Consider the following 14,891-nt stretch of genomic DNA (forward strand, 5'->3'; position numbering starts at 1 on the left):
CAGATCAATGATCCGCGCCTTACCACGGCACCACCTTTCCCTGATAATCCAGATAGTGCAGCCCGCGGCGGCCTTCATATTCCGCCATGGTATTGACCAGTGACGGGATGCTTTCACCGATGGTTAACCGCGCGCCGGCACCGCCCATATCGGTACGTACCCAGCCTGGCGCCATCAACAGCAGCGTTTTGCTGTCATCACTGTGGCGCGCGGCAAAACTGCGCATAAACATATTCAACGCCGCCTTGCTGCCGCGATAGAGTTCGTAATTGCCGTTGGTGTTATTGGTCAGGCTGCCCTGGCCGGAAGACATCACCGCCAGGGTTCCGTTTTGCTCCACCAAATCCTGAAACGCTTCGATAAAGCGCATCGGGCTGAGGGCATTGGTGATCATCACGCGAATAAACTCCTCGGTGGACACATCGGCGATGGTTTCTCCGTCCTTGTTTTTCACCCCCGCATTAACAAACAGCATCTCAAAGCGATGTTCACTGAGGCGTGAGTGCAGATCCTGAACCTCGTCCGGCACGGTGATGTCGACGGTTTCCACTTCAAGCGCATGCGGGAACTGCTCTGCGAGCATCTCCAGTTTTTCGGTGGAAGCGCTGCGGCCGGTGGCAACCACCTTGCAGCCGCGCTGCAGATACTCTTCGACCAGCGCGAATCCCAGCCCGCGAGAAGCGCCGACGATCAGCACGGTTTTGGCATGTGATAAAGGCATTATGCAGTTCCTCTGAATAAGGCTTCCGGTCTGGGAAGCGAAGACGTTTGCGTCACTGAAAGAAATATAGACCCGTAACAGACCGGGCGGAAGACGCAGCATTTGCAGTAATAACCTGCATCAAACGCCTTCCCACCGTTTCTGTTGCATGCCAGGATAGGGCATGACTGATCCCGATCTGAACTTACTGATTGCGTTAGATGTGCTGCTGGCTGAAGTCAGTGTGGCTGGCGCTGCGCGTCGGCTTGGCTTAAGTGCTTCGGCGATGAGCCGCACCCTGAGCCGGCTGCGTGCGGTCACCGGCGATCCGTTACTGGTGCGTGCCGGACGAAAAATGGTGCTGACACCCTATGCCGACGGCCTGCGCGAACGCACCCATCACGCGGTTTCCGATGCCCGATCGCTGCTGCGACCTTCCTCAAATACCTTACAGTTAGCCACCCTGGAACGAACCTTTACGCTGCGTACCAATGACGGTTTTGTGGAAACGTTCGGTGCGGCATTGATTGCGGCCGCCGCTGCCGTTGCGCCCGGCGTGTGTCTGCGGTTTGCGCCCAAGCCGGAAAAAAGCGCCGAACCGCTCAGGGAAGGGCAGATCGATATCGAGATCGGTGTACTGGGTGAGATGGGGCCGGAAGTGCGGTTGCAGGCGCTGTTCCGCGATCGTTTTGTTGGCGTGGTCAGAAAAGGGCATCCCCTGGCGGCAGAAACCCCTGTCAGCAAAGCGCGTTATGTCTCTTTCAGTCATGTGATCGCGTCCCGCCGTGGAAAGCTACGGGGTCCGGTAGATGACGTGCTGGCCGAGTCCGGCCTGCAGCGGAAAATTGCGGCAGTGGTGCCGGGCTTTTCTGCCGCGCTGGCGGTAGCTGAAGCGTCCAATCTGGTGGCGTTGGTGCCCGCTTCCTGCCTGAACAACGCCATGCTGTCGGGGCGACTGGTTGCCTTTGCGCTGCCGGTGACAACGGCCGAGATCACCGTTGCGCAGATGTGGCATCCCAGGCTGGATGCGGATGCCGCACATCGCTGGCTGCGCCAACTGCTGCTGAGCGTCTGTCGGCCGCAAAATACGCTATCGGCCTGAGCTGTGGCATACTGCGTATAATAAACCGTACGGTTCAGTAATTAATAATGCGGTTCCGATCGTCTTCGCATCAAGGCTCAACCCGTTTTTAAGGAATAATTATGAGAACACTGACAGAGGAAAAACGTCAGGCAATCATTGTGGCGGCTTCCCAACTTTTCCAGGATGTGGGCTACGAACGCGCCTCAATGAATGAAGTGGCAAAACGAGCCGGCGGTTCCAAAGCCACGCTGTATAACTATTTCGCCTCGAAAGAAGCGCTTTTTGAAACGGTGGTCCGCCATCACAGCACCCGCTTTCTGACTGAAGCCGCGTTGCAACTGGTGGCAGAAGAAAACGTTGGCCTGAACCTGGAGCAACGGCTTATTCAGTTTGGGGAAGGGATGTTGAAGGTGCTGGGCGGTGACAATCAGGCGATGCAGATTTACCGCGTGGTGGTCGGTGAAGCGGGGCATTCTGATATCGGCAACCTTTTCCTCGATGCCGGCATTCGCGAAAGTATGGGCACGCTTGGCCAGGTGATGTCTGAAGCCATGCGGAAAGGTGAGCTGAGTGAAGCCGATCCGATGCTGCGAGCCCAGCAATTCACGTCGTTAATGAAAGCCGAGATAGACGGTTTCATGCTGCAGCGGGAAATCCCCCAGTTCACCTCAGGGCAGATCGCACTGATGGTAACCAGGGGCGTGAACGTCTTCCTGTACGGCACCCTGGCTGGGCAGGCGCGTCGCCAGTCATAAGTTTCCCTGTGCCGGACAGGATGCTGTTTGCGTCGACAAGGTGATTGCGGTCGCTGCAATCTGTTCACTGAGCCGGTTGAGCAGGGTTTGCCACGCCGGGAACAGCGCTGAAACGTCACCCCTTACCGCTTGTGATAAATCGCTGTGACACAGGGTCTGACGGTTTTCAGGTTTCAGCGTCAGTATCCAGTCAGCCTGCAGGTGGATTTTGTTTCCCGGCCAGCTGTCAAAACGGCGCACTTTTACCTTCACGGTGACCACGGGCCGGTTCGGCTGACTCGCCAACCCGGCAATATCCTGCGTTGCCAGTCGCTCCGCCAGTTGAGCGGACAGGGCGGTGGTGAACTCATCAGCCAGCGGGCTTAACCAGCGCTCGTTTTCAACTATCGCCGCGCCGCTGCTGTTCTCTCTGATCACCACCTGCTGCATATCGAGCTGTGCTGGCACGATAACCGGCAAAACACTGATGTCAAAATGGTTCCGATGAGCGGCGGAAGGCGTGCTGCTCATTAAGGTGTGATAGTGAATATCAGGCGACGTACATGCCGCCAGCAGCAGGCATATTCCGGGCAGTAAATATCTCATTCGACCCTCCATTACTGTTTCCCTTCTGGCATCGCCTGGCGATCGGCCGCGCGGCCCTGAATCAACGATTCGGGATGGCGGCTCAACTGGTCGCTGACATTTCTGATTGCTTTAAACGCCCGTGCCGATTCCTGCAGGGTCTGCACTAACCCCATTAACAGCGGTGAGTCTTCGGCGGTTATGTTCTGAACGTTGTCACTGCTTTTCTGTACCGACAGCAGCAGCGAATTGGCGCCAGGTAAGGTTTGTGTATTGACGATGCGCAGGGTTTTGCTCAGTTCGAACAGCGTGCTGTCCAACCGGTTGCCGATCGATTCCAGCGGCATTTTATTGACCTTACCGACGATATCGGCGAGCTGTTGCTGAATTTCATCCAGTCCGCCGCCGATCGTTGGCAGCATTAACGGCCGGGCATGGCGATCAAACGGGACCTTTGCCGCCTTGGGGAAAAAATCCAGTGTCAGGGTCAGCTGTCCGGTTAACAGGCTGCTGGCAACGGCTTGCGCCCGTAACCCGTGATCGACCAGATCCTCGGTGAAAACAGCGGCCGCCATTGCCGGATCGCCTGAAGATTTAGGCAGTTTATTGAGCACGTTGCCCATTCTGGCCGGATAGACCTCAATATCGACCAGCGTGGGGAAACGATAGCCGTGGGGATCGTAGTCCAGCGAGACGGCAGAGACCCGGCCGATCCTGACGCTGGCGAACACCACCGGCGCGCCCACCTCCAATCCACGCACCGCGTGTTCAAATCTAAGGCGAAAAGTCATCGCCTGACCATCTGCGGGCGCCATCGCTTTATCCTGATCGGCGGCCAGCGGGAAAATGGCGGCAGGATTAGCGGGTGCTGATGGCTGACTGTCCGGCGTGTAAAAGGCGATGCCGCCGGCCATAATGGCGGCCACCGTTTGTGTCTTTAACTGGAAACCGTTACTGCCAACGGAAAGATCCAGCCCGCTGACGTTCCAGAACCGACTATTGGCGGTGACCAGGCGATCGTAAGGGGCGTCAATAAAGACTCGCAGCTGAACGCCTTTCCCGTCCTCCTGAAGATGGTAGGAGGCAATGCGGCCAACCTGCACCCGGCGAAAGTAGACCGGCGAACCCACATCCAGCGAGCCCAGATCGTCTGTGTTAAGCAGAAATTGACTGCCGGGCGTATCGTTGATCACCGAAGGCGGCTGTTCAAGCCCGGTAAATTCGCTGGCATGTTGCGCTGCTTTGCCTTTATCCACGCCGATATAGGCACCGGAAAACAAGGTGTCGATTCCGCTCACGCCATTGATGGCCACGCGCGGCCGGACGACCCAAAAACGGCTGTCTGCGGCGGTTAAATTCTCTGCATTTTTATTCAGTCTGACCTGCACCAGCACCTTTGCATCGTCAGAACTTAGCGAAACCGCTTCCACCACCCCGACATTGACCTCTTTGAACTTCACCACGGTTTTTCCCGCCTCCAGTCCTGACGCATTGGTGAAGACAACGGTGATCAGCGGCCCTGCGGCCAGATGAGACTGAATGAGCAGGGTTATCCCGATCACCAAAGCCACCATGGGCACCAGCCAAATCAGATAGGGTTGGCTGCGCAGATAGAGTGGCTCGTCAGTTGGCTGTGCGTTCATGGCGTGACTTCCCAGATACTTTGTGAACGAAAACGCTGTGCCGACAGCATTGTCAGGATCACCACCAGCGCGAAATAGATAATCCCAGGCCGGGGTTCGGCTTCACTCAAGCCCGGAAATTGCACCAGGCCGGTGATGATCACCACCACGAAGACATCAAGCATCGACCAACACCCGACCCATTCGGTGAAGCGATACAACCGGTCTCTTTCGCGTCGCGCCCACGAGCTTTTTCGCTGGCTGGTCAGCAGCAGCAGGCCCAACGCGATAAATTTAATAAAAGGAATAACCATACTGGCCAGGAAGATCAGCAGCGCAATGCCCGGAGATCCGCTGCGCCAGAACTCAATGATCCCCTCGAAGATGGTTTTCTCGCTGCCGGTGCCGAAAAAAGAGGTAAACATCACCGGCAGCACATTCGCGGGCAGGTAAAAAATCATCGCGGCTATCAACAGCGCCCACGCCTGACCGTTGCCTGCATGCTGTTCAGGCACTGACGGTGCTGCCCAGAGGGGACGAAGATCCCGAGCAGATAGCCGGAAGAAAAGCAGCGCAGACGCCGCAAGTGCCCATGCGCCGGCACCGGGTTTGACCTGAAGCAAGGTGGATAGCTTGATGCCCACCACCAGAAACCCCACGGCAACCACCAGCGGCATGCTCCAGGGGGCGATGGTTCTGAGCAGGGAGGTAATTGCAGCAAAACCCGGGGCTTTTCGCTGAAATTGACCAAATAGTGACAGCCAGACGATCAGCAAAATCTGCGTCATCGGCGCGACGACGATCAAAAAAGTCGACAGCACCGACAGCAGCAGCGAGTGTGCCTCGCCCGGACCCAGCCAGGCGGCTTGCCATAACGTCATCTCTTTTGAGCTGCCCTGAAAATTCAGGCCGATCACGGGCAACAGGCAGGCAAACAGCCAGCCCAGCGCGGCCGCGACAGCAAGGGGTAACAGCGATGGCGCCTGGCCTGCTTTTCGCCACAGCGGTGCACGACAGCGACAACAGAGTGCCGCCTGACTTCCAACCGGAGGAGACAGGCGATGCAGGTAGTTGCACTGTGGGCACACCACCAATTCTGATTCTGGGTTCATGGGCCGGCCCTGGCGGATCACTTCAGCGTATTCGCTAATTCATCGGCCCCTTTGTCGATACCGACTTTGGCCGCGCTAAGCGAGCCAATCGTTGCGGAGATGTTCATGGCATTCGGATACTGACGGGCAACCCAGGCAGTCAGTAATGTATTGCTCTGCGCATCGTAAACTTCAACCGCATAGTCGACATAACCACTGAACATGCCCCGGCCACCGCGAACCGACTGCACGATATTGTACGGGCCGCCTGCAAGATCGAATTTGGTGAAGGTACCCACGACCTGGGTGGTGGTATCCGCTCCGGTCAATGTCAGTTTTATCCGCAACGTTTTCGGCGCAACCACGGTGGTTTCCTGATAGTGCGCGCGAAGACTGGCGGTGAATTTCTCCTTCATATAGGCCGCCAGCTGTTGGCGATCGGCTGGCGACATATCGCCAAACTGGCCGTCAGCACCCTGATAAATCGTCACCGGTTCAACAATCATGGTGCTGTACTGATTCCAGTCCACCTGCGTGCTGTACTTAAACGGGATGCGATCCGCTTCATCGCCCGTATTGGGTGTCAGCCGCGAGGCGGAATCTATCCCGGCATAGCGGGCGGGGGGTGTGCCGGCACAACCGGTCAGGAAAAAAGCCACGGTGAGTAAGACAACAGTCGACGGTCTGATCATTTTTTAGGCCCTGGATAAAGGAAAGAGAAAGGTCAGTGGATAAACTCAGTTTATAACTGAACTGTACGGTTTAGTTATGCATGTGTTGTGAGGAAGTGTCAAGAGGATGTTGCGTGGTGTTAACGTGAGGGAGGCGGTTAACGCCAGCCACAGAGGATGTGGCTGGCGGAGCGATCAGGGTTGACGGACCAGCGCCCGAGTCTTATCCAGCAGGAAAGGGCGCAGATAACCGACGGTGTTGGAAAGCAGGATGACATCCTCTGATACCGTGATATTCAGCACATCGCGCAGATAGCGTTTGCGGGTTTCCATCCGCTGCCAGACATCCGGATAGTGGGTTTGCAGTGCTTCTCTTAGCGCCGCATCAGCCAGCGCAACGGTATCTTCAATGCTGCAACCGCCATAGCCAGGCAGTGACGGAATAATGTCGATCTGAAAAATCATTCCGCTCTCAAGCGCGATCGTCGAATCCGGGTAGACCGGCGAGCAGAGCCACTCTTCATCCGCCACCAGATGGCCCGGATTTAAATGCCAGTGCCATTTCGCCTTCGGCATGGCTTCTTCAACAACCTGATAAAGCTCGCCGCCCGTCAGGCCTGGGCGAAGGGCTTCCAGCCAGCGGGTTACCGCACGATAGTAGGGGATGGCTAACGCCGGCAGATAATCCGCCACTGCCGCAGGCAGTTCATTTTCAGCCGCCACCACATAGGCGGAACGACTGGTCAGCCCGCCCTTAAAGCCGACGGTCATCGAGAACTTATCACCGGCCTGAATCGCTTTATCCGTGGGGTATAAGCCCGCTTTGGCAAACCGGTCGCCGGTGGCGGCGATGGTAATAACGCTATTCGGCTGGCCATCCGCAGCCAAAAGCTGGCCAATCTGCTTCTCGGTTTTACCGGGTTCAATCTGCTCAAGCGCGGCCAGCACGTTGGTTGAAGCCAGATTAGCGCCATACTCATAAAAGGCGATTTCGCTGGCCGTATTTAAGCGGCGCACGCCAACGTCAGGGGAAATAAACAGCGAGGTGGCGTTAACCACATTTTTCCGCTCGCCTGCGGCGTCGATAATGGCTTCAACGATAAACGACGGCACGTCGAAGGTATAACGGGTGTCGCGCAGCCGGCTGGTAAATAACTTCCAGCCGACCACGCCGATCTGGCTTCCGCTGGTGAGGCCTGCCTTCAGCAGTACATCTACTAACGGCGCGTCGTTATCCATCGGTTGATTAGGCAGGGAAAAGGCCGGTGCGTGCAGGCATTTGCCGCCGTTGCGCGCAAAGGGAACCAGTTTCAGATTCTCATTACCCATTACGTAAGTCAGTTCCCCCTGCGCCGTGAGGATCAGTAAGGCTTCTTCAAAGCGCGGAATAAATCCGGCGAGGTATTCAAAATTCCCGCCATGCTCTTTGTCGGCATAGATCGCAATGGCATCAAGCCGGTGCTGCTGCATGGCCAGGAGAATATTCTGCAGCCGCTGATGCATCGCTTCATCGCCGATCGCCGGCGATTTTGCATCAGGGAAGGTCTTTGGTGGCGGGACAGACGTAAGCTCAAAACGGACAGGGGACTGATTCATCGTCAACCTCAATGTTTTCGAATTAACTTCATTATCTTAACGGCCAACGGACTGCATTTGTACCAGCGTCGCCTGCAGAATTTCTGCAACCTGGCGCTGCGTGTCTTCATCGCTGCCGTGATACGCATGCAGCTGGCTGCGCAAATCGTGGATGGCCTGGGTCAACTCCGCTGAAAACGGCTGGCGGTGTTCGAACATCGCCTGACTGACGGAATCACTCTGGCTGGCAAACAGGGCCAGCTTGGCAATCAGGGCATCAGCCACCGCCTTGTTTTCGTCCAGATGCGCTTCGCCTTGCTCGTTAATCGCATAGCGTTTGCGGTTGCCTTCCTGCTGAACGGTCACAAAACCCACATCCTCAAGGTAGGTCAGCGCCGGATAAATTACGCCTGGGCTTGGCGTATAAAAGCCACCGCTCTTGTCGGTCAGGATCTTGATCAGCTCATAACCGTAGCTGGCCTGTTCTTTTAACAGGGACAGCAGCAGCAACTGCAGTTCGTCCGCGCCAAACTTACGGCCACGCAGGAAAGAAGGGCGATCGCGATGACCGGCGTCGTCCCGGCCACCACGGTGTCCGCCGCGATGCCCATCATGACGATCGCCACGGCGATCAAATTGACGTTCACCAGAGGCATCATGACGTCCGCGATGGTGGTGGTGATGTTCGCTGCGGGGATCTTCATGGCGGCTGCGCATCCGCTCATTGCGCATCGCTTCACGCCACTGGTCAAACATCATCGCCAGCGCCTCTTCGCGACTTTCGGCCTGTTGGAAGCAATCACTGCGACGGTCCTGAGACTGGGAGTGAGCAGGGTGGCGACCGCCACGACGGTCATTAAACATTTCTTTAAACATAGGGTTCTCCTGATTGAAAGGTATCTTACGACTGTATCGTAAGATAGTGCTAGTTTTATATCTTACGATATGAAATAGCAACAGGCAGCGATCGGCATTGCGCACGTTATGTTCATTTCGGCCGGCAGTCGGTGACAGTGAAAAGGGGAATGCGCAAGGTGGATCACAGCTCCCATGCCGCCATTGGCGGGAAGGCCGGATCCGTCGCATACTCCTTTAATGATTCATTTTTATCATGTTAAGGAACAACGTCGTGATCAACGAGCAGCGTAAAACCACGCTTTCCTCCATTCCCTTGTGGCAGAGCCGTGGCCATATGGTCAGCCATGCCTTAGCGAAAAGCCTGAGCTGGTTCGCCTTTGTGAACGGCAGTTTTGCGCTGATGATTTATCTGCGCAACATCATGTTTGGCAATTTTGATGCGGGAGTGGTTGTCTCTGGCAAACTTCTGACGCTGATCGACCTGCTGATGTTAGCGATCCTGCTGGTGTCGGTCGCCATGCTGGCCATCTCTTTCGTTTTAAAGGCGAAGCCATCTCCAGCAATCAAGCGTTTACTCTCGCTCCTGTTGCTGCTGCAAAGCGCACTCTGGGCCGCCAGCTGCTTCAGCTTTATCACCGCGTTGCAGACGCCACTTGCCTATCCCTTAAGTTCGATCTTGATGATGAGCGCGCTGGCAGCCCTCTATTACTGGCCTTCAGGTCTGATGCTGTTTGTGGTGCCCATCTGGCTGGCCACGGTGGCGGGGAATCTGCAGGTCAATGCCGGGTTGAATCTGCGTTTTTCAGCGGTGTGCCTGATCTTCACGCTGATCCTGATTTACGGCCGCTATATGTTGCAGGGCTGGTTTAATGAAGCCTGGCTGCGCTTTCAGGAAAATCAGCTGCTGATTTCCAGGCTGGATACGCTGGCCCACCAGGATGTTCTGACCGGCACCGCCAACCGCCGTGGGCTGGAAGATCATCTGCACAATGCCGTCAGCCGACAGGCGAGCTTTGAGCTGATTATGCTCGATGTCGATTATTTTAAACGCTACAACGACCATTATGGTCATCAGGCCGGAGATGTCTGTCTGGCGGAAGTGGCTGCGGTGCTGAACGGCGGTACGCACCTCCGGGGATTTGGTGGCGCGTTATGGTGGTGAAGAGTTTGTGGTGATGCTGTTTGGCCCAACGCCACAAGGCGCAGAGCAGATTGCCGAACGCATTCAGACTAACCTGCAACAGGCGCATCTGCGGCACGAACGGTCAGTTGTGAGTGACACTGTCACGGTGAGTATGGGCATTGCCTCATCGGATGGCAGTAAGGGCGCGGCGCAGATCCTCGCCGATGCCGATGCCGCACTGTATCGTGCCAAGGAGCAGGGCCGTAACCGCTGGTGCCGTTAGGGGCACATTCCGCACCGACGGCAGTCCTTATGAACGAGGCAGGCGGATAAGGTTCGACTATTTTTGCAACTCCGGGCACTGAATATCGTCAATCGCTTCGCCGTAGGCGTCGTTGTTCTTATTTCTCAACGCCGCGGCCACGGCCAGGATCTGCGACTCGGTCTGCTTATCGTGCAGGAACGTGGATTTTATTTTTGCATCGGGAATAGCGGTATCAATCTGGCAATGGCTGCGTAAGTCATTGATGATTTTTTGCTGCCTCAATGCATACGCCAGGTCGTCGTAGGGTGCTGCCACGGCCGGGGCCGTCAGCGAAAGTAAAAAGCCAGTCAGAATCGTTTTGCGAAAGTTCATGCTGTAGCTCCTGCAGAAGTTATACGCCGGGGATTGATTGAAGTGTATTGCAACATCGGCACATCGCCATCAATGACGTTAAAAGCTGTGGCGAGCAGGATTATTTAATAACAGTGAATGCCTGGCAAAATCTTGTGCGCAGAAATCCGACACGACTCTCAACGGCGTTATTCCGGCGAAATCCCTTTGCACAACAGGGCGAGCGCGTGTTGGACGATCGCTTCACGGGTTTCATCATCATCACCCGGCCGCAGTTGCACCAGGGGCACCAGCACCAGGCTAAGTAGAGAGCTCATCAACAGCACCGTATTGATCTGCGCGTTGATTTTTCCCTGTTGTTTCCAGCCGTCCATAATGCTGAGGATTTTAATTCGCGCTTCTTTGCCAAATTTTTCCTGGATCCGCAGGCGCAGGGGCGAGTTTTCACTGACCGCTTCCTGCATCCACAGTGGGGCAAACCAGCTGTCGCGCTGCGCGGTAGAGGCCAGTTCCCTGACCATCTGTTCAATCGCCAGCATCGGTGCGTCAGCGTTGGCGACAAAAACCGCAAAAATACGACTGCGCACCGGCAGGAAACGCTCTTCGATAATGATATCGAGCAGGGCTTCTCTGGAGTGAAAGTAGTAATTCATCATCGCCGGCGTCACACCGGCGTTACGGGCGATGGCGTTCATCGAGGTTTCAGCGATGCCCTGTTGGGCAAAAAGATGGAGCGCAATATCCAACAGATGATCGCGCTGCTCGACGTTAATCGCACCGCCGCGAGGGCGGCCTGGCTTACGTGGGCCAGTTTTCAGCGGCTTAGCGCCAGAATTTGCTTTCAGTGCGGACATTTTTTACCTGCCTGTTGCGTTCATGTTAAGCTTTGCGGTAAATATTAATTGTGCATTTAATTAATTACAAGCGAGTCATCTCATGGATTCAGAATCCACTTCATTAAATCAACCTGACGTGCAGACCAAAGAGCCTTCTTTGCGTCTGCTGTTTAGCGCGTTACTGCTGGTGATGCTGCTAGCCGCACTGGACCAGACCATCGTTTCAACGGCGCTGCCGACCATCGTTGGCGAGTTGGGTGGGCTGGATAAGCTCACCTGGGTGGTGGTGGCCTATACGCTGGCCTCCACGGTAGTGGTGCCGCTGTACGGTAAGTTCGGCGATCTTTACGGTCGTAAGCCGGTACTGCAGCTGTCGATCGTGTTGTTCCTGCTGGGATCGGCGCTGTGCGGACTGGCGCAAAACATGGATCAGCTGGTGTTGACCCGTGCGCTACAGGGACTTGGCGGCGGCGGGCTGATGGTGGTCAGTATGGCGGCGGTGGCCGATGTGGTTCCACCCGCCACGCGGGGCCGTTATCAGGGGCTGTTTGGGGGCGTGTTTGGCCTGGCCACGGTGATCGGGCCGTTAACCGGCGGCTTTATCGTCCAGCATATGTCGTGGCGTTGGATTTTCTATATCAACCTGCCGCTGGGGCTGCTGGCGCTGGTGATTATTGGTCTGGTGCTGAAGCCCGGCGGCAAGCGCAAGCAGCATGAGATTGATGTGCTGGGCGCCTTTTATCTCAGCATGGCGCTGGTGGGCATCACGCTGTTTACCAGTGAAGGCGGCTCGGTGAAAGCCTGGTCCGATCCGGCATTATGGTGCATCCTGGCGTTTGGTATCGTCGGTGTGATTGGCTTTATCCACGAAGAGCGGCTGGCCTCAGAGCCGATTATCCCGCTGCGGCTGTTCCGCGAGCGCAGCTTCCTGCTGTCGAGCCTGATCGGCTTTATTATCGGCATGTCTTTATTCGGCAGCGTGACCTTCCTGCCGCTCTATTTGCAGATAGTGAAGGAAGCGACCCCAACCCAGGCCGGTATGCAGCTGTTGCCGTTGATGGGCGGGTTATTACTGACGTCAATCATCAGTGGCCGCATCATCAGCCGCACCGGAAAATATCGCGTCTTCCCGATTGCCGGCACCTTACTGGCCAGTATCGGTATGGGTCTGCTGACCACCATTACCACCGAGTCGCCCACCTGGCATCTTTATCTGTTCACCTGCGTGATGGGAATGGGGCTGGGCATGGTGATGCAGGTGCTGGTGATTGTGGTGCAGAACACCGTGGAGCCGCATTTGCTCGGCGTGGCGACCTCATCGGTGACGCTGTTCCGCTCCGTTGGCGGCTCGATTGGCGTGGCGCTGTTTGGCACGGTATTCAGTCAGGTGCTGAAGTCCGGGCTGGAACGCCTGATACCTGAAGGAACAGAATTGCCGCGCAGCATGGATCCCAAAGCGATACAGCACTTGCCGACGGCCATTCACCATGACTATCTGCTGGCGTTTGGGGATGCCATTCATGCGGCGTTTTTAATGGCGATGTGCGTGATGATCCTCGCCTTTGTTTTATCCTGGTTGCTGCCTGAAGCGCCGCTTCGTCGCGAATAGGCGAGGGGGGCTGCACCGGGAAAATAAGCACAGCGCGATGAGATTAATAAGGAGGCGGTCAGGGGAAATAAGTGCAATTTCACCCCTGAACGTTGCCCGGTGTTATTTTTGCAGCAGGGAAGTTTTGTAAAGATAAGTAAGGTGGGGTGGATAGTTAACACTGGCTGTTTAGTCGGATAATTATCTACGGTATAAGTTGTTATCTTTTATCTCTCCCTGCGGCCGTATTAATGAAACATTTATTCACATTCAAGAATCTGTTCACTCTCGCCTTTATCGTCATTGCGGGATGTTCATCGAAACATGATTCTGGCCGTAACGTTGCAGATAATAATGAGCAGCAAAATAGTAACCTGGCTGAGCAACCCGATTTGATTCCGGTGCTCGCCGCTTTGCACGATCAAATGCACTCATGGCAGGGTACGCCGTATCACTGGGGCGGGACCAACCTGCAGGGCGTTGACTGCTCCGGATTTGTCTGGCGCACCTTGAAGGATCGCTTCAATATTCCGATGGATCGCGTCACCACAAAAGAACTGATTGAAATGGGTAAGCCGGTGGCAAGAAATCAACTGCAAACCGGCGACCTGGTATTTTTCCGTATTCATAATGAGCTGCATGTTGGTTTTTATGATACTCAGGATCAGTTCCTGCATGCGTCAGTCAGTAATGGCGTGATGCGTTCGTCGCTGGATAATCCGTACTGGAAATCGGTTTATTACCAGGCGCGCAGGTTGAAAAAAGAAGTCGGGGCGGAAATTTCGTTTAATAGCGATAAGAAAAATCTCTTTCTTGCCAGTAAATAATCGACAACGATATATCGATCGCGGGATCGTGGCGTAATTATCACTGGGCCGCCGTCCTGAGGATTTCCCCGGTGGGTCAGACCGGGGAATTTAACCACTAGCCATTCCTGCTAAGCCAGTTTTCCAGCAGTCGTAAACTGGCTTCCTTCAGACTGTTTTCTCTCCACACCAGATAGTAGGTCAGCTTGCCGCAGTCAACCTGGTGCGCTTCCATGGCGATCAGCGAACCGGCCTGCAGCTCGCTTTCAACCAAGACCCGTTGCGCCAGAGCAATTCCCTGACCTTCAAGCGCCGCCTGATACGCCAGCGCGGAGCTTTCCAGTTCACGCCAGCTCTGTTGCTTCAGGTCGACGCCAAACGCCTCTCCCCAAATCTGCCAGTCATCCGGTCTTCCGCGCACGCTTAACAAGGTATGTTTATTCAGGCTGTCGGGCCGGAAACTTTCTTTTCTGCCCGGCGTCGGTCGACAGACCGGAACCAGCACGTTGCCAACTAAGGCGGTGGCATGGAGTTGCGGCCAGTCGCCGCTGCCCAGGCGGATGGCGGCATCATAATCGGTGGCATCGTCCCAGTCCGAGGCGGTGGTCAGCCGGATATCGATTGCCGGATGCGCCAGCTGAAATGACGTCAGCCTGGGGATCAGCCAGCGCGTGGCGAAGGTGGTAAAAGAGTGCAGGCGGATTACGGATTTCCCTGCGCTACGATGTAAGAGGCCGCCCGCCTTGCGTAAGCCCTCAAAATGCACGCTGACCTGTTGGTAATACGCATTCCCTGCGTGAGTCAGCAGCAATCCGCGTCCCTGTCGGCGGAACAGTTCAGTGGCAAAATGTTCTTCTAACAGGCGCAACTGCCGACTGACCGCACCAGGCGTCACCGACAGGGATTCCGCCGCGGCGCGCACGCTGCCGGTGCGGGCAACAGATTCAAAGGCGAGCAGGGCATTTAACGGTGGAAGCTCACGCACAGAAATTTCCCGATTTA

The 14,891-nt window shown here is 55.8% G+C and carries 14 protein-coding genes and 1 pseudogene; 5 read left to right on the forward strand and 10 right to left on the reverse strand.

Going from position 1 to position 14,891, the window contains the following annotated elements; genetic code table 11:
• Positions 1 to 19 precede the first annotated feature (19 nt).
• Entirely contained in the window at positions 20 to 721 is a 702-nt protein-coding gene (locus E2F51_RS17770; RefSeq protein ID WP_013202126.1) for an SDR family NAD(P)-dependent oxidoreductase, read from the reverse strand.
• Between the two features lie 163 nt (positions 722 to 884).
• Here E2F51_RS17770 and E2F51_RS17775 point away from each other — a divergent pair, with 163 nt between their 5' ends.
• Positions 885 to 1,802 (forward strand): LysR family transcriptional regulator, encoded by a 918-nt coding sequence (locus E2F51_RS17775; protein ID WP_134824105.1) that lies wholly within the window; start codon positions 885 to 887, stop codon positions 1,800 to 1,802.
• A gap of 101 nt (positions 1,803 to 1,903) precedes the next feature.
• On the forward strand, positions 1,904 to 2,539 hold the full coding sequence (locus E2F51_RS17780) for a TetR/AcrR family transcriptional regulator (RefSeq protein ID WP_134824106.1): 636 nt from the start codon (positions 1,904 to 1,906) through the stop codon (positions 2,537 to 2,539).
• On the opposite strand, the gene E2F51_RS17785 is transcribed toward E2F51_RS17780, so the two are convergent.
• The 6 genes from E2F51_RS17785 to E2F51_RS17810 all read right to left on the reverse strand — a co-directional run bounded on the left by E2F51_RS17785 (position 2,534) and on the right by E2F51_RS17810 (position 8,938).
• Entirely contained in the window at positions 2,534 to 3,124 is a 591-nt protein-coding gene (locus tag E2F51_RS17785) for a membrane integrity-associated transporter subunit PqiC (protein WP_245174127.1), read from the reverse strand. The two genes, E2F51_RS17780 and E2F51_RS17785, sit on opposite strands and share 6 nt — an antisense overlap.
• An 11-nt stretch (positions 3,125 to 3,135) precedes the next feature.
• Positions 3,136 to 4,746: an intermembrane transport protein PqiB gene (locus E2F51_RS17790; protein ID WP_134824108.1), complete on the reverse strand. Its 1,611-nt coding sequence runs from the start codon at positions 4,744 to 4,746 to the stop codon at positions 3,136 to 3,138.
• Positions 4,743 to 5,837: a paraquat-inducible protein A gene (locus E2F51_RS17795; RefSeq protein WP_134824109.1), complete on the reverse strand. Its 1,095-nt coding sequence runs from the start codon at positions 5,835 to 5,837 to the stop codon at positions 4,743 to 4,745. Before E2F51_RS17795 ends, E2F51_RS17790 begins: the two co-directional genes overlap by 4 nt.
• A gap of 17 nt (positions 5,838 to 5,854) precedes the next feature.
• Positions 5,855 to 6,508: a DUF3313 domain-containing protein gene (locus tag E2F51_RS17800; RefSeq protein ID WP_134824110.1), complete on the reverse strand. Its 654-nt coding sequence runs from the start codon at positions 6,506 to 6,508 to the stop codon at positions 5,855 to 5,857.
• Between the two features lie 174 nt (positions 6,509 to 6,682).
• Positions 6,683 to 8,083 carry a Xaa-Pro peptidase family protein gene (locus E2F51_RS17805; protein ID WP_134824111.1) on the reverse strand — a complete coding sequence of 467 codons (1,401 nt, stop codon included), beginning with the start codon at positions 8,081 to 8,083 and terminating at the stop codon, positions 6,683 to 6,685.
• Between the two features lie 36 nt (positions 8,084 to 8,119).
• A complete protein-coding gene (locus E2F51_RS17810) occupies positions 8,120 to 8,938 on the reverse strand; it encodes a PadR family transcriptional regulator (protein WP_167738412.1) in 819 nt (272 codons plus the stop codon).
• 316 nt (positions 8,939 to 9,254) lie between these two features.
• On the opposite strand from E2F51_RS17810, the pseudogene E2F51_RS17815 reads away from it, so the two are divergent.
• Positions 9,255 to 10,326 (forward strand): annotated as a pseudogene (locus E2F51_RS17815) (membrane-associated sensor domain-containing protein).
• Positions 10,327 to 10,383: 57 nt separating this feature from the next.
• Here E2F51_RS17815 and E2F51_RS17820 read toward each other — a convergent pair.
• Positions 10,384 to 10,680 carry a YicS family protein gene (locus E2F51_RS17820; RefSeq protein WP_134824113.1) on the reverse strand — a complete coding sequence of 99 codons (297 nt, stop codon included), beginning with the start codon at positions 10,678 to 10,680 and terminating at the stop codon, positions 10,384 to 10,386.
• 167 nt (positions 10,681 to 10,847) lie between these two features.
• The gene (locus tag E2F51_RS17825; protein WP_134824114.1) at positions 10,848 to 11,513 is read right to left on the reverse strand and encodes a TetR/AcrR family transcriptional regulator; all 666 of its coding nucleotides are present in this window, start codon (positions 11,511 to 11,513) and stop codon (positions 10,848 to 10,850) included.
• A gap of 82 nt (positions 11,514 to 11,595) precedes the next feature.
• Here E2F51_RS17825 and E2F51_RS17830 point away from each other — a divergent pair, with 82 nt between their 5' ends.
• Together E2F51_RS17830 and E2F51_RS17835 are read left to right on the forward strand one after the other, a co-directional pair.
• Entirely contained in the window at positions 11,596 to 13,104 is a 1,509-nt protein-coding gene (locus E2F51_RS17830; protein WP_134824115.1) for an MDR family MFS transporter, read from the forward strand.
• Between the two features lie 230 nt (positions 13,105 to 13,334).
• Positions 13,335 to 13,910 carry a C40 family peptidase gene (locus E2F51_RS17835; protein ID WP_013202151.1) on the forward strand — a complete coding sequence of 192 codons (576 nt, stop codon included), beginning with the start codon at positions 13,335 to 13,337 and terminating at the stop codon, positions 13,908 to 13,910.
• Positions 13,911 to 14,007: 97 nt separating this feature from the next.
• Here E2F51_RS17835 and E2F51_RS17840 read toward each other — a convergent pair whose 3' ends face one another.
• Entirely contained in the window at positions 14,008 to 14,874 is an 867-nt protein-coding gene (locus E2F51_RS17840) for a LysR substrate-binding domain-containing protein (protein WP_134824116.1), read from the reverse strand.
• Positions 14,875 to 14,891 lie beyond the last annotated feature (17 nt).

The organism is Erwinia sp. QL-Z3, from assembly GCF_004551645.1.
GTDB classification, from domain to species: Bacteria; Pseudomonadota; Gammaproteobacteria; order Enterobacterales; family Enterobacteriaceae; genus Erwinia; species Erwinia billingiae.

Bases quoted from the DNA above. Each gene is read 5' to 3' on its own strand.
- E2F51_RS17785 (WP_245174127.1), bottom strand. From the start codon at position 3,124: ATGAGATATTTACTGCCCGGAATATGCCTGCTGCTGGCGGCATGTACG.
- E2F51_RS17820 (WP_134824113.1), bottom strand. From the start codon at position 10,680: ATGAACTTTCGCAAAACGATTCTGACTGGCTTTTTACTTTCGCTGACG.
- E2F51_RS17775 (WP_134824105.1), top strand. From the start codon at position 885: ATGACTGATCCCGATCTGAACTTACTGATTGCGTTAGATGTGCTGCTG.
- E2F51_RS17835 (WP_013202151.1), top strand. From the start codon at position 13,335: ATGAAACATTTATTCACATTCAAGAATCTGTTCACTCTCGCCTTTATC.
- E2F51_RS17825 (WP_134824114.1), bottom strand. From the start codon at position 11,513: ATGTCCGCACTGAAAGCAAATTCTGGCGCTAAGCCGCTGAAAACTGGC.
- E2F51_RS17795 (WP_134824109.1), bottom strand. From the start codon at position 5,837: ATGAACCCAGAATCAGAATTGGTGGTGTGCCCACAGTGCAACTACCTG.
- E2F51_RS17780 (WP_134824106.1), top strand. From the start codon at position 1,904: ATGAGAACACTGACAGAGGAAAAACGTCAGGCAATCATTGTGGCGGCT.
- E2F51_RS17790 (WP_134824108.1), bottom strand. From the start codon at position 4,746: ATGAACGCACAGCCAACTGACGAGCCACTCTATCTGCGCAGCCAACCC.
- E2F51_RS17770 (WP_013202126.1), bottom strand. From the start codon at position 721: ATGCCTTTATCACATGCCAAAACCGTGCTGATCGTCGGCGCTTCTCGC.
- E2F51_RS17830 (WP_134824115.1), top strand. From the start codon at position 11,596: ATGGATTCAGAATCCACTTCATTAAATCAACCTGACGTGCAGACCAAA.
- E2F51_RS17810 (WP_167738412.1), bottom strand. From the start codon at position 8,938: ATGTTTAAAGAAATGTTTAATGACCGTCGTGGCGGTCGCCACCCTGCT.
- E2F51_RS17805 (WP_134824111.1), bottom strand. From the start codon at position 8,083: ATGAATCAGTCCCCTGTCCGTTTTGAGCTTACGTCTGTCCCGCCACCA.
- E2F51_RS17800 (WP_134824110.1), bottom strand. From the start codon at position 6,508: ATGATCAGACCGTCGACTGTTGTCTTACTCACCGTGGCTTTTTTCCTG.